Genomic DNA, 13,151 nt, shown 5'->3' on the forward strand with positions numbered 1-13,151 from the left:
GGTCCTTGCAGCAAAACAATAGGCGCTAATGTGCCAGAAGCTGATTGGCCATAGCCTGAACCAAAAGTGGGGAATAAAAAAAGGCCCTGAATGCAGGGCCTTGATTTTCTTTACTCTTTGTCTTTCTCGCGGGCGGCTTTGAACTCCGAACCCTGGTACCACTTGGGCCAGTCGCGGCTGTTGGCCAGCTTGTCGGCAATGCCGTACAGCAAGGTCATGTCCTCTTCGGTGCCGCTCAAATCCCAGTTGGGGGAGTACTCATCGGCCGGCTTGTGATAACGCTTGGCGATGTAGTCGGGGCTGTTGGCACCCAGGCTCATGAACAGCAGGCCCGGTACCCCTTTGTGGGCCAGGGCGAAGTGGTCAGAGCGGAAGTAGTAACCGTCCTGCGGCTTGGGGTCGTCCTTGATGTGGCGGTGCTGAGCCTTGGCGCCAGCGGCGAGATACTCTTCCAGCTCGTTTTGGCCACGGCCAAACAGCAGCGCGTAATCCACCTTGCCGGAGACATTCATGCCGTCCATGTTCAGCAGCGCCACCATGTCTTTGGTAGGTGCTGGCGGCTTGGCGGCAAAGGCGGTGGCGCCCAGCAGGCCCTGCTCCTCGCCGGTAAAGGCGGTGAAGATAATGGAGCGCTCGGGGTGCTTGCCTTTAAAGGCTTCGGCCAGGCTCACCAGGGCTGCCACGCCAGTGGCGTTGTCCACGGCGCCGTTGTAGATCTGGTCGCCCTTGAGGTTGGGGTTACGGCCCAGGTGGTCCCAGTGGGCGGACACCACCACGTACTCGTCGGGGTATTTGGTGCCGGGGATCATCCCCACCACGTTGTGGGAGGTGCCGCGTTTGAGGTCGTTATTGAGGGTAAGGTTGGCCGGCAGGTGCAGGTCTACCGCTTTAAAGCCCGGTTTGGCAGCGGCGGCCTTAAGCTTGGCGTAATCCTCGCCGGCGGCTTTGAGGATCTTCTCGGCAGTGGCTTTTTGCAGCCAGCCGCGCACTGCCAGCTTACCGGCGTTGTCGGTGTCGTCCACCAGGGTGAACTTGGCGCCCACGGCGCCGCTTTCCACCACGCCCCAGGGGTAGGCGGCAGGCTTGGTTTCATGAACGATAAGGGCACCGGCGGCGCCTTGGCGCATGGCCTCTTCGTATTTGTAGGTCCAGCGCCCGTAGTAGGTCATGGTGTTGCCACGAAAGACCTCGGGGTCCTGGGTGGCAAAGCCTGGGTCATTGACCAGCACCACCACGGTTTTGCCTTTTACGTTGACGCCTTTGTAGTCGTCCCAGCCAAGCTCGGGAGCGTGGATGCCGTAACCGACAAACACCAGGTCGGAATTATCCAGCTTGGTCTGCTTGGTAAAGCGCTGGGTTACCGCGACAAAATCGCTGCCGGGGGCAAACTGCATGTCGCCCACTTTCAAGGTCATGTCCTGGCTGGCGGTAATGCGGCCCAGTTCTACCGGCTGGAAGTAATCACCAAAATACCCGGGCTTAAGGCCGGCCTTGATAAAGGCGCCCTTGAGGTAATTGATGGTTTTGGTTTCCCCTTCGGAAAGCGGCGCACGGCCTTCGAATTCATCAGATGCCAGGGTTTTTACGTTCTGGCGATATTCGGCCATATCAAATTGCGGGGCGGTAGCGGCGGCGGCCTGCAAACTGGCGGCGGCCAGTACCAGGGCACCCATAGCGGGGGTTTTCATTGTCACTCCTAGATAACCGGGGCTTTTGGCATTGGAGCAGAAATGCCAACACTTTGAAACTGCGGGGTATCCCGCCAAACCGGCGGTACGACGCCGGGGCATAAAAAAAGCCCGCCTAAGCGGGCTTTTTTGCACATAAAGTGCTTATTTATTCGAACATCGCCGAGATGGACTCTTCGTTGGACACCCGGCGAATGGCTTCGGCCAGCATGCCAGACAGGGTCAGCTGGGTGACCTTGCCGCAGGCTTTCATGGCGCCAGACAGCGGCACGGTGTCGGTCACGATCACCTGATCAATCACCGAGTCGGTGATGTTCTGGGGGGCGTTGCCGGAGAAAACCGGGTGGGTGGCGTAGGCAAAGACGCTGCGGGCACCGTGGTTTTTCAGGGCTTCTGCGGCTTTGCACAGGGTGCCGCCGGTGTCGATCATGTCGTCAACGATGATGCAGTCGCGGCCTTGCACGTCACCGATGATGTTCATCACCTGGGCTTCGTTGGCGCGGGGGCGACGTTTGTCGATGATGGCAAGGTCGGTATCGTTCAAGAGCTTGGCCACTGCGCGGGCACGTACCACACCGCCGATATCGGGGCTCACTACGATGGGTTTTTCGAAGTTCTGGGCCTTCATGTGCTCAAGCAGCACCGGCGTGCCGAAGACGTTGTCTACCGGCACATCGAAGAAGCCCTGGATCTGCTCGGCGTGCAGGTCCACCGTCAGTACCCGGTCCACGCCCACGTTGGACAGGAAGTCGGCCACTACCTTGGCGGTGATCGGTACCCGGGCGGAGCGCACGCGGCGGTCCTGGCGGGCGTAACCGAAGTAGGGAATAACGGCAGTGATACGGCCGGCAGAGGCGCGACGCAGGGCGTCGACCATCACCACCAGCTCCATCAGGTTGTCGTTGGTGGGGGCGCAGGTAGATTGGATGATAAAGACATCCAGGCCACGGACGTGATCGTTGATCTGAACGCTGATCTCGCCGTCGCTAAAGCGGGTGACAACGGCATCCCCCAGGGGGATATACAGGCGTTCGGCGATCTTTTTCGCCAGTTCGGGGGTAGCATTACCAGCGAAAAGCTTGATGTCAGGCACGGTAAGGACCTCAGGGGCATTGTGTGTTCAGTTTTGACCGGATATACCGGCCCTGCAAATCAGTCGCAGACTGCAAGCCGCTCATGCAGCGGTGAGCGGTTCACACCCTTGGCAACAAAGCTCTGCCATTGCGGTGGCAGCAGAGATTGGGTAGCTACGGCGGCGACTTGAGAGTCGAAGCGCGCAAAAACGCAGCAGCCGGTCCCGGTCATTCTTGCCGGCGCGTATTCTAGCAACCACGAAAAAACCTTTTCAATAACGCCGTAGTGCTTAAAAACCGTCGGTTCGCAATCGTTTGCCCAATCTGCGGGCTGGATCTCGGCAATGGGGCGCTTGGGGGTATCCCTTTTTAAGTCATCAGCTTGAAACACTAAACCGGTATTTACGCTGACCGGCGGCACCACCACCAGGTACCAAGATTCGGGCGGATTGGCGTCGGTAAAAATTTCTCCCACCCCTTCGGCAAAGGCGGCTTTGCCCCGCACAAAAATCGGCACATCGGCGCCGAGGGTCAATCCCCACTGGGCCAGGGTGTCGAGGCTGACATCGCAGCCCCACAAGCGATTAAGACCCACCAGGGTGGTGGCCGCGTTGGACGAACCGCCCCCCAAACCGCCGCCCATGGGCAGACGTTTGTCGATGCGGATATCTGCGCCAAGGGGGCAGCCGGTTTTTTCTTTGAGAAGGCGGGCGGCCTTGACGATAAGGTTGCTCTCGGCCAGCACCCCTTCAAACTCGGTCAGTAGCCGGATAGCGCCGTCAGCTCTTGGGGTAAAGTGCAGCTCGTCGCCGAAATCGACAAATTGGAACAAAGTCTGCAACTCGTGGTAGCCGTCGGGGCGGCGGCCGGTAATGAACAAAAAGAGGTTCAGTTTGGCCGGCGCCGGCAGGCTTAACGGGGTTGCCATTCGTTTATCTGCAATTTGATTTTGATGTTGTCTTTGCTCATGTCCAGCATGGCCGGAAGGTCGCGGCCGCCGGCTTGGGTCCAGCGCAGGTACTGGATGGTCCAGCCTTCGCTTTGCAGGGTGTCGATGCGGCCCTTGCTGTCTTTTTTGACTATCATGCCGCGCTCGCCGCTCTGGCCCTTGAGCCATTGGGGGAAGTCGTTGACCGGCAGCTGCCAGCCGGTCAATTGATATAACAGATACTGGGCATCGGTATCTTTGAAGGTGCCTTCGCTGTTGGTGAGGCTGACCTTGCCGGGCTTCCCTTCCATGGACAGCACCGAGGTGCCCAGGAAGCTGGTGAGCTTGAGGTTAAAAGTCTGTTTCTGCTGTTGCCAGTAAAGGTTGGCGGAATCGCGCTTGTCGGGGGTGATAATGGCCACCTTGCCCAGCACCGCATAGTTGACCAGCGGCCGGTTGGGACTGGGCCATTGGCCTTTAGGGAAGCTGACGCAGGCACTGAGCCAAAGGGTCGCTAAAACAAGCAGTAATGTCTTTTTCATAGGGCGCCAGTATAGCGGTGGCCGCACTGTGGTTTCCATGGCCTTATAAATTTCAGTAGAATTGCCTCGCCAATTTCCAGAGACCCGCCGTTTCATGACCTTACTGGCTATCGGCCTGAATCACACAACAGCCCCTGTGGCGCTGCGAGAAAAAGTCGCCTTCGGGCCCGACTCGCTGCCCCGTGCCCTGGCACAGCTGCCGGCGCTGCCCGGCATGGCCGAGGCGGTGGTGCTCTCTACCTGCAACCGCACCGAGATTTTTTGCCAAAGCGATAACGAGCAATCGGTGCGCCACTGGCTGGCCCAATTCCATGAGCTGTCTGACGACGAGCTCAACCCCTATCTGTACGTCTACCAGAACGACGAGGCCATCACCCACCTGCTGCGGGTGGCCTGTGGCCTCGATTCCATGGTGCTGGGCGAGCCGCAAATTCTCGGCCAGCTCAAGCAGGCCTACAGCCAGGCCCGCCAGGCCGGTACCGTCAACCAGCTGCTCGACAAACTCTTTCAGCACGGTTTTCGGGTGGCCAAAGAGGTGCGTACCAAAACCGAAATAGGCGCCAACGCGGTGTCGGTGGCCTATGCGGCGGTGACGCTGGCCAAACACATCTTCCCGACCTTGGCCGACACCAAGGTGATGCTGATTGGCGCCGGCGAAACCATCGAGCTGGTAGCCACGCACCTTAAAGAGCAAGGGGTGGATAACCTCACCGTGGCCAACCGCACCCTGGCCCGGGCCCAGGAGCTGGCCGGCAAGGTAGCGGCCAGCGCCATTACCTTAGAAGCCCTGCCCGACAGCCTCCATGAGGCCGATATCGTAATAGGCTCCACCGCCAGCCCCTTGCCCATCATCGGCAAAGGCATGGTGGAGCGGGCCTTAAAAGCGAGGCGCCACAAACCGATGTTCTTTGTGGACTTGGCGGTGCCCCGAGATATCGAAAGCGAAGTAGCCGAGCTGGACGACGCCTTTTTGTACACCGTTGATGACCTTCAGCAGATCATCGATGAAAACCGCGCTAAGCGCGAAGCCGCCGCCGCCCAGGCCGAGGCCATGGTGTTGGAGCAGGTCCAGGCCTTTGCCACCTGGATCAACGGCCTCTCGGCGGTGGACCATATCCGCGATTATCGCCAGCAGGCCGAAGGCATCCGCCAGGAGCTGTTGCAAAAAGCCCAGGCGCAACTGGCTGGCGGCGCCGATGCCGCCCAGGTGCTTGAGCGGCTGTCGGCCCAGCTTACCAACCGATTGATCCATGCCCCCACCAAGGCCCTGTCCGATGCAGGCCGTGAGGGCGACCAGGCCAGGCTGGACACCATTGCCGGTGTGCTGGGCCTGGACAACCGAGAGACTCCATGAACCCATCGATACTGGCAAAGCTGGAAAGCCTGCAAGAACGTTTTGAAGAAGTGCAGGCGCTGTTGTCTGAACCGGCTGTGATTAGCGATCAAAAGCGCTTTCAGGCCCTGTCCAAGGAATTTGGCCAACTCGAAGAAGTCACCAGCTGCTTTGGCCGCTTTAAAAGCGCCCAAGACGACCTGGCGGTGGCTCGCGAAATGCTCGACGGCGACGACGCCGAACTCAAAGAAATGGCCCAGGAAGAAGTCGCGGGCGCCAAGGAACGTATCGAGACGCTGGAGCACGAGCTGCAAATTCTGCTGCTGCCCAAAGATCCCAACGACGAGCGCAACGTTTACCTGGAAATTCGCGCCGGCGCCGGTGGCGACGAGGCGGCCATTTTCGCCGGCGACATGTTCCGCATGTACAGCCGCTACTGCGAAGCGCGCCGCTGGCGGGTGGAAGTGGTGTCCAGCAACGACGGCGAGCACGGCGGCTTTAAGGAAGTGATTGCCCTGGTGAGCGGCGACGGCGTTTTTGGCCGCTTCAAGTTTGAGTCCGGCGGCCACCGGGTGCAGCGCGTGCCGGCCACCGAATCCCAGGGCCGAATCCACACCTCGGCCTGCACCGTGGCCATTTTGCCCGAGGTGCCGGAGGCCGAAGCGGTCAATATCAGCACCGCTGATTTGCGTATCGACACCTACCGCGCCTCCGGCGCCGGTGGCCAGCACGTTAACCGAACCGACTCGGCGGTGCGCATTACCCACATCCCCACCGGGGTGGTGGTGGAGTGCCAGGACGAGCGCTCCCAGCACAAGAACAAGGCCAAGGCCATGTCGGTGCTGGCGTCCCGTATCCAGGCCATGGAAGACGAAAAACGCCGTGTGGCCGAAGAGGCAACCCGCCGCTCCCTGGTGGGCTCAGGGGACCGATCCGAGCGCATTCGCACCTACAACTACCCGCAAAGCCGGGTCACAGACCACCGCATCAACCTCACCCTCTATCGCCTCGAAGAAGTGATGGAAGGCGGCCTCGACCTGCTGATTGAGCCCTTGATGCAGGAACACCAGGCCGACTTGCTGGCCGCCCTGGCCCAGGGCCAGGCATGACCCTGTTAGAGGCGCTGCGCTGGGGCCGCGAAGCGCTCGCTGGCGGCGAGTCTCCCGATATCGACGCCCGGCTGCTCTTGATGCACGCCGCCAAGGTCAGCCGCACCACCTTGCTGGCTTTTGGCGAGCGGCCTCTTAGCAGCGCCGAACAGTCGCTGTTCGAGGCCTTTATCGCCCGGCGCCAACTGGGCGAGCCGGTGGCCCATATCCTTGGCGAGCAGGAGTTTTACGGGCTGGCCCTGGAGGTCAACCCCCATACCCTTATCCCAAGGCCCGACACCGAAACCCTGGTGGATTTGGCCCTGGCGCTGCCAGCGCAGCCGCTGCGGTTTTTGGACCTTGGCACCGGCACCGGCGCCATCGCCATTGCCCTTGCCGCCCAGCGCCCCGGCTGGCAGGGCGTTGCCGTGGATGCCGTCAAAGAGGCGGCAGAGCTTGCCAAGCGCAATGTTGCCCGCCACCAGGTGGCGGTGACGGTGCGAGAAGGCAGCTGGTTTATGCCGGTGCGCGCAGAGCGCTTTGGGCTTATCGTCTCCAACCCGCCTTACATCGACCCCATCGATCCGCACCTTGGCCAGGGGGACGTGCGCTTTGAGCCGCTGTCGGCGCTGATTGCCGAAGAAGCCGGCCTTGCCGACCTCAAATACATCATCGAGCAAGCTCCCGCTTACCTCGAAGCCCCCGGCTGGCTGATGGTGGAACACGGCTACGACCAAGGGGCGCGGGTGCGCGAGCTGATGCAACAACGAGGCTTTAGCGCGGTGCGCAGCGAACGCGATCTGAGCGGCCAGGAACGGGTGACCCTGGGGCAGTGGCGAGACAACGAAGGCCCTGTTGGGGTATAATGGCGGCTTACTTTTTGTAAAGGCCTGTCCTTGATGGCGTTTTTGTACCCAGCCCTGAAACACGTCCATGAGCTCTCCATTTTTGCCAGCCTGTTGTTGCTGACCATCCGCTTTGCCATGGACTTTCGTAACCGCCAGGACTGGCGTCAGGCCAAGGTACTGAAAGTTATGCCAAGGGTGTTTGACACCCTGCTGTTGCTCTCGGCAATAGGCCTTTGCGTGGTGTTGTCGAGCTACCCCTTCCAAAGCCCCTGGGTGACCGAGAAGCTGCTGGGCCTGGTGGCCTACATTCTGCTTGGTATCGTGGCGCTGCAACGCCAGCGCGGCAAGCTGATGCGGGTCTTTGCCTTGGCCGGCGCCTACGGCTGGGTGGTGTTTAACGCCAAGCTTGCCATCACCAAAACCCCGCTGGTGTTCAGTTGATGCTGTCTGCCGACCTCAAAGCGCGCCTGGGTGCGCGCAGCGCCAAACCGGTGATGACCGCCCTGCATCTGGCTGGCGAGTTGTCGCAAACCGACGTGCGGGCCTTCGAAGGCTGCCTTTTAAGCTGGCGTGACCAGCTCAGCCTGCGCCTTGGCCAGCAAGCCAAGGGCCAGCCCCTGGACGCCCTGCTGGACTTTTTCTACCAAGAGCTCGCCTTTCACGGCGACAACAGCCATTTCACCAGCCAGGGCTGCTTGCTGACCTCGGTTATCCGCGAGCGCCGAGGCAGTGCCACCGCCCTTGGCCTGCTGCTGCTGTACTTTGCCGAGGGCCAGGGCATTGCCCTTGATGCCATCGATTTCCCCGGCTACCTGCTGCTTACCAGCCCCACGCGCCCCGGCGCCTTCTTTGACCCCTTGAGCGGTCTTTGGCACCCCATGGCCGAGCTGGAGCTGTGGCTGCGTGGCCTTAGAGGCAACTGGCAGCGGCTCAAGCACCAGCACACCGAGCCGCTGGACAACCAAGGCCTGCTGCTGCGCCTTCTTAAAGCCACCAAGGGCGCCCTGACCCGCGACGGCCGGTTGATGGAAGCGGTTAAAGTGACCCAGGCCATGGTGGAAATGACCCCCAATGACCCTTACCTTATCCGTGACCGCGGCTACCTGCTGGCGGAGCTGAACTGCGTGGCCCCGGCCAGGGACGATCTGAGCTATTTTGTGGAACATTGCCCGGACGACCCGGCCTGCGCCCTGCTGAAAAATAAAATGAAGGCCCTGCCAACGGACAGCGCCACCCTGCACTGAAATTCAAAGGAGAGATGAATGCAGACGCCGCTCTTGCAAAATGATGCGACGGTTCTGGGGTTATTGGCGGTGTTACTGGGGGCGGTGTTCTACACCAGCCATTCCCAAAACCGTTATTTCAAGGCCTTCTACAAGTACGTTCCCGCCCTGCTGCTGTGCTACTTCCTGCCCTCGTTGTTTAACAGTGCCGGCATCATCAGCGGCGAGCATTCCAAGCTGTATTTCGTGGCCTCGCGCTACCTGCTGCCGGCTTGCTTGGTGCTGCTGTGCATGTCCATCGACTTTAAAGCCATCCTCGGCCTTGGCCCCAAGGCGGTTACCATGTTTTTGGTGGGCACCTTGGGCATCGTGCTGGGCGGGCCCTTCGCGCTGATGGTGATGGGGCTTTTTGACCCGCAGGATGTGGGCGGCGGTGACGGCGCCGATGCGGTATGGCGCGGCATGACCACCATCGCCGGTTCCTGGATTGGCGGCGGCGCCAACCAGGCGGCCATGAAGGAAGTCTACGGCGTGGGTGACGGCATCTTCTCGGTGATGGTGACGGTGGATGTGATTGTCGCCAATATCTGGATGGCAGTGCTGCTGTACATGGCCTCCAAGGCCGATGAAATCGACGCCAAAACCGGCGCCGACACCCGTGGCATTCAGCTGCTGCGCAAAAAGGTGGAGGCCTTCGAGGCCGAACATGCCCGCATTCCCAGCATGAACGATTTGATGCTGATTGTAGCGGTAGCCTTTGGCGCTACCGGCCTTTCCCACTGGGTGGCCGATGTGGTGACCCCCTGGATGGTGCAAAACGTGCCTTGGGGTGAGCGATACAGCCTGCATTCGGATTTCTTCTGGATGATTGTCACCGCCACCACCATCGGCCTGGGGCTGTCTTTTACCCGCGCCCGTAAGCTCGAAGGGGCAGGGGCCTCCAAGGTGGCCTCGGCATTTTTGTATATTCTGGTGGCCACCATCGGCATGAAGATGGACGTGCTGGCCATTGCCGACACCCCCGTTTATTTTGTGATTGGCGGCATCTGGATGGCGTTCCACGCCGCGCTGATGCTGATCGTCGCCCGCCTTATTAAGGCGCCGCTTTTTTACATGGCGGTGGGCTCGCAGGCCAATGTCGGGGGCGCCGCGTCGGCCCCGGTGGTGGCTTCGGCTTTTCATCCCTCACTGGCGCCGGTGGGGGTGTTGCTGGCGGTACTGGGCTATGCCCTGGGTACCTATATGGCTTGGCTCTGTGGCCAGCTGATGCACTTTGTTTCGTTGTAAGGAATGACCATGCAAGAGAACATCCAACTGGGTGGTTTTGAAGTCGGCAACCACAAGCCCTTTACCCTGTTCGGGGGCATGAATGTGCTCGAATCGCGGGACCTGGCTTTGCGCATCTGCGAATATTATGTGGACGTCACCGGCCGCCTGGGTATTCCCTTTGTTTTCAAGGCGAGCTTTGACAAGGCCAACCGCTCGTCCATCAATTCCTACCGTGGCCCTGGGCTCGACGAAGGCCTGAAGATCTTTGAAGAGATCAAAAAGACCTTTAACGTGCCGCTCATTACCGACGTCCATGAGCCGCACCAAGCCGCGCCGGTGGCCGAGGTGTGCGACGTTATCCAGCTGCCCGCCTTTTTGGCCCGCCAGACCGATTTAGTGGTGGCCATGGCTAAAACCGGCGCCATCATCAACGTTAAAAAACCGCAGTTTCTGGCCCCCCACGAGATGCGCCACATCCTCAAAAAATTTGACGAAGCCGGCAACCAGCGGGTGATGCTGTGCGAGCGGGGCAGCAGCTTTGGCTACAACAACCTAGTGGTGGACATGCTGGGCATGGACGAAATGAAGCACTTCAAGGTGCCGGTTATTTTCGATGCCACCCACGCCCTGCAGCGCCCAGGCGGCCGCAGTGACAGCGCCGATGGCCGCCGTGCCCAGGCGGCTGAACTGGCCCGAAGCGGCATGGCCCTGGGCCTGGCCGGGCTCTTTATCGAAGCCCACCCTGACCCGGACAAAGCCCTGTGCGACGGCCCCAGCGCCTTGCCGCTGGCCAAGCTTGAGGCTTACCTCAAGCAGATGAAGGCGGTAGACGAGCTGGTGAAATCCTTCGAGCCCCTGGACACCCAGGGCTGATACCCAAGGGAGGCTGCGGCCTCCTTTTTGTTTGCTGCATCGCTGCTTATTTAGATTGAATTGTTTCTGATAATCGTTACTATTTGCGTGTTTCTTCCCAAACACTCGACTAACGATGCGTAAATCCAGCCTGGCCCTACTTGTTGTTTCCGCTTTTCACGCCCCGCTTTTCGCCGATACCCAAGACGACACCGAGCACCTTGTGGTCACTGCCAGCCGTGGCGATAAACCGGTTTCGTCCATCCCCAATATGGTGACCATCATCAGCGCCGAGGATCTTAAGCGCCAGAGCCGGGTGAACGACGATCTCTCCTCTATCCTTGCGCAACTGGTGCCGGGCTTTGCCCCGCCCAGCCAGCAGCTATCGAGCCGGGGCGAGTCACTGCGCGGCCGCCAGCCGCTGTACATGATTGACGGCGTGCCGCAATCGAACCCACTGCGCGACGGCAGCCGTGATGCCCACACCATCGATATCTCCATGATTGAGCGTATCGAGGTTATCCAGGGAGCCAACGCCCTTCATGGCCTGGGTGCCAGCGGCGGCATCATCAACATCGTCACCAAAACCCCCAGCGAAGACGGCCTGAGCCTCCATGGCGGGTTGGACAGCAGCGACAGCTTCAACGGCAAAGGTATTGGCTACAACGCCGGCCTGACCGGCGCCAAGGTGCTGGGCAACACCCGACTGCTGATGGGCCTTGAATACCGTGACCGTGGCCTTTTCTATGACGCCGACGGCCGCACCCTGGGCACTAACCCCACCCAGGGCGATCTGATGGACAGCCACTCGGCAGACCTTTTTACCAAGGTGGTGCACCAGTTCGATGCCAAGCAGAAGCTTACCTTCAGCCTCAACGCCTTTGAGCTGAAAAACCGTGGCGACTATGTGGCGGTGCCGGGGGATGTGGCCAGCAACACTCCCAGTAGCAGCGCGCGGGGCGATAACGGCGGCAAGCCGGCTCACAACAAGGTAGCCACCTACAGCCTCGATTATCGCCATGGCGATATCTTTTGGGGCCAGCAGCTGCAAGCGCAGCTTTTTTACCAGGATTTTGAAGGGCTTTTTGGCGGCGGCACCTACGCCACCTATCAAGATCCGGCCCTGGGCCCGGACTATTACGATCAGTCCCGCATCAACTCCCAAAAGACCGGCCTTAAGCTGACCATGGTCAAGGACGCGCTGCTGGAGCTACCGGTAAAACTGGTTTACGGCCTGGATCTCTACCGGGATAAAACCGACCAGGACCTGGCCCGCTCCGGCCGGACCTGGGTGCCGCAAAACCGCTACGACAACCTGGCGCCCTACCTGCAACTGGATTGGCAGTTGGGCCCGGTACTGCTGACCGGCGGCCTGCGCCACGAAAAGGTGGATCTGCACATCCCCGATTACCAGACCCTCTACAGCTACGGCGCTTATCAGGTCAAAGGGGGCACCCCGAGCTTTAGCGAGACCATGAAGAACATCGGCGCCAGCTGGCAGATTGACCCCCAGTGGCGGCTCTTTGCCAGCTACAGCCAGGGCTTTTCCATGCCGGACGTGGGCCGAGTGACCCGTGGCGTCAGCGAGCCTGGGGTCAGCATCGCCAACTACCTGGTGCTCAAACCCATCATCACCGACAACCGTGAGCTGGGCTTGGCCTACCAAGGCGACTGGGGCCATGGCCAGGTGAGCCTGTGGAAGAACGACTCGGATCTGGGCTCGCGGCTGGTGGCCGGCAGCGATGGCATCCTTGAAGTCAAACGAGAAGCCACCGAAGTGCACGGCTTCTCCGCCGATCTGGGGCTTTATGTCGGCCAGCAGAGCACCCTGGGTGTGGTGTACAGCCAACTGGATGGCCGCTACGACAGCAACGGCGACGGTGACGTAGACGCCGACTTGGATGCGGCCAACGTCAGCCCAGACAGCCTGACGGTGTATTTTGACAGCACCCTTGCCGAGCTCGACTGGCGCCTTTCTGCCAGCCATTACTTCAGCAAGGATTTCAAAAGTGGCAGCGGCGTCACCACCAGCCGCTTTGACGGCTACACCCTGGTCAACCTGTCGCTGGGGTACGACATCGGCCGCCAGCAATGGTCCCTCGGGGTCGACAACCTGCTGGACAAGCAATACATCGACTACCTGGCCCAGACCCTGGCCAGCGACGACAACTACCAGGCCGGCCGTGGCCGCAACTGGCGCCTGGGGTATCGCTACCAGTTCTAAACGCGTTGGCTTATCAAAGCATGATTGAACAGCGATAAGGCACCTCGCAGCGGTTGCTAAGGCCTCCTCCGATAGCGGGCGTA

The 13,151-nt window shown here is 60.4% G+C and carries 12 protein-coding genes; 8 read left to right on the forward strand and 4 right to left on the reverse strand.

Annotation, left to right across the window (positions count from 1 at the left end; translation table 11 throughout):
- Positions 1–110: 110 nt before the first annotated feature.
- From AC22G1_RS05345 to lolB, 4 genes are all read right to left on the reverse strand, one after another.
- Positions 111–1,688 carry a M28 family metallopeptidase gene (locus AC22G1_RS05345; protein ID WP_487315853.1) on the reverse strand — a complete coding sequence of 526 codons (1,578 nt, stop codon included), beginning with the start codon at positions 1,686–1,688 and terminating at the stop codon, positions 111–113.
- A 148-nt stretch (positions 1,689–1,836) separates the two neighbouring features.
- On the reverse strand, positions 1,837–2,781 hold the full coding sequence (locus AC22G1_RS05350) for a ribose-phosphate pyrophosphokinase (RefSeq protein WP_050657339.1): 945 nt from the start codon (positions 2,779–2,781) through the stop codon (positions 1,837–1,839).
- Positions 2,782–2,840: 59 nt separating this feature from the next.
- Positions 2,841–3,689, reverse strand: coding sequence for a 4-(cytidine 5'-diphospho)-2-C-methyl-D-erythritol kinase (ispE, locus tag AC22G1_RS05355; protein WP_487315854.1), 849 nt, complete (start codon positions 3,687–3,689; stop codon positions 2,841–2,843).
- On the reverse strand, positions 3,674–4,231 hold the full coding sequence (gene lolB / locus AC22G1_RS05360) for a lipoprotein insertase outer membrane protein LolB (protein WP_487315855.1): 558 nt from the start codon (positions 4,229–4,231) through the stop codon (positions 3,674–3,676). The genes ispE and lolB overlap by 16 nt, the downstream gene beginning before the upstream one ends.
- 94 nt (positions 4,232–4,325) lie before the next feature.
- On the opposite strand from lolB, the gene hemA reads away from it, so the two are divergent.
- The 8 genes from hemA to AC22G1_RS05400 all read left to right on the forward strand — a co-directional run bounded on the left by hemA (position 4,326) and on the right by AC22G1_RS05400 (position 13,068).
- Positions 4,326–5,585, forward strand: coding sequence for a glutamyl-tRNA reductase (gene hemA / locus AC22G1_RS05365; RefSeq protein WP_487315856.1), 1,260 nt, complete (start codon positions 4,326–4,328; stop codon positions 5,583–5,585).
- Positions 5,582–6,673, forward strand: a complete 1,092-nt coding sequence (gene prfA / locus AC22G1_RS05370; RefSeq protein ID WP_487315857.1) for a peptide chain release factor 1 — start codon at positions 5,582–5,584, stop codon at positions 6,671–6,673. The genes hemA and prfA overlap by 4 nt, the downstream gene beginning before the upstream one ends.
- Positions 6,670–7,518, forward strand: coding sequence for a peptide chain release factor N(5)-glutamine methyltransferase (gene prmC, locus AC22G1_RS05375; RefSeq protein ID WP_487315858.1), 849 nt, complete (start codon positions 6,670–6,672; stop codon positions 7,516–7,518). Before prfA ends, prmC begins: the two co-directional genes overlap by 4 nt.
- A 33-nt stretch (positions 7,519–7,551) precedes the next feature.
- Positions 7,552–7,941 carry a SirB2 family protein gene (locus AC22G1_RS05380; RefSeq protein WP_487315859.1) on the forward strand — a complete coding sequence of 130 codons (390 nt, stop codon included), beginning with the start codon at positions 7,552–7,554 and terminating at the stop codon, positions 7,939–7,941.
- Positions 7,941–8,744: a transglutaminase family protein gene (locus AC22G1_RS05385; protein WP_487316691.1), complete on the forward strand. Its 804-nt coding sequence runs from the start codon at positions 7,941–7,943 to the stop codon at positions 8,742–8,744. Before AC22G1_RS05380 ends, AC22G1_RS05385 begins: the two co-directional genes overlap by 1 nt.
- A gap of 18 nt (positions 8,745–8,762) precedes the next feature.
- Entirely contained in the window at positions 8,763–10,010 is a 1,248-nt protein-coding gene (locus AC22G1_RS05390; protein WP_123421026.1) for a DUF819 family protein, read from the forward strand.
- A gap of 9 nt (positions 10,011–10,019) precedes the next feature.
- Positions 10,020–10,865 (forward strand): 3-deoxy-8-phosphooctulonate synthase, encoded by an 846-nt coding sequence (gene kdsA / locus AC22G1_RS05395; protein ID WP_050657348.1) that lies wholly within the window; start codon positions 10,020–10,022, stop codon positions 10,863–10,865.
- Between the two features lie 115 nt (positions 10,866–10,980).
- Positions 10,981–13,068 carry a TonB-dependent receptor gene (locus AC22G1_RS05400; protein WP_487315860.1) on the forward strand — a complete coding sequence of 696 codons (2,088 nt, stop codon included), beginning with the start codon at positions 10,981–10,983 and terminating at the stop codon, positions 13,066–13,068.
- The last annotated feature ends 83 nt before the right edge of the window (positions 13,069–13,151 follow it).

The sequence above is a fragment of the Gallaecimonas zhanjiangensis genome, assembly GCF_057624825.1.

Excerpts from the sequence above, each read along its gene's own strand:
- AC22G1_RS05345 (WP_487315853.1), bottom strand. The coding sequence starts at position 1,688 with ATGAAAACCCCCGCTATGGGTGCCCTGGTACTGGCCGCCGCCAGTTTG.
- ispE (WP_487315854.1), bottom strand. The coding sequence starts at position 3,689 with ATGGCAACCCCGTTAAGCCTGCCGGCGCCGGCCAAACTGAACCTCTTT.
- lolB (WP_487315855.1), bottom strand. The coding sequence starts at position 4,231 with ATGAAAAAGACATTACTGCTTGTTTTAGCGACCCTTTGGCTCAGTGCC.
- hemA (WP_487315856.1), top strand. The coding sequence starts at position 4,326 with ATGACCTTACTGGCTATCGGCCTGAATCACACAACAGCCCCTGTGGCG.
- prfA (WP_487315857.1), top strand. The coding sequence starts at position 5,582 with ATGAACCCATCGATACTGGCAAAGCTGGAAAGCCTGCAAGAACGTTTT.
- prmC (WP_487315858.1), top strand. The coding sequence starts at position 6,670 with ATGACCCTGTTAGAGGCGCTGCGCTGGGGCCGCGAAGCGCTCGCTGGC.
- AC22G1_RS05380 (WP_487315859.1), top strand. The coding sequence starts at position 7,552 with ATGGCGTTTTTGTACCCAGCCCTGAAACACGTCCATGAGCTCTCCATT.
- AC22G1_RS05385 (WP_487316691.1), top strand. The coding sequence starts at position 7,941 with ATGCTGTCTGCCGACCTCAAAGCGCGCCTGGGTGCGCGCAGCGCCAAA.
- AC22G1_RS05390 (WP_123421026.1), top strand. The coding sequence starts at position 8,763 with ATGCAGACGCCGCTCTTGCAAAATGATGCGACGGTTCTGGGGTTATTG.
- kdsA (WP_050657348.1), top strand. The coding sequence starts at position 10,020 with ATGCAAGAGAACATCCAACTGGGTGGTTTTGAAGTCGGCAACCACAAG.
- AC22G1_RS05400 (WP_487315860.1), top strand. The coding sequence starts at position 10,981 with ATGCGTAAATCCAGCCTGGCCCTACTTGTTGTTTCCGCTTTTCACGCC.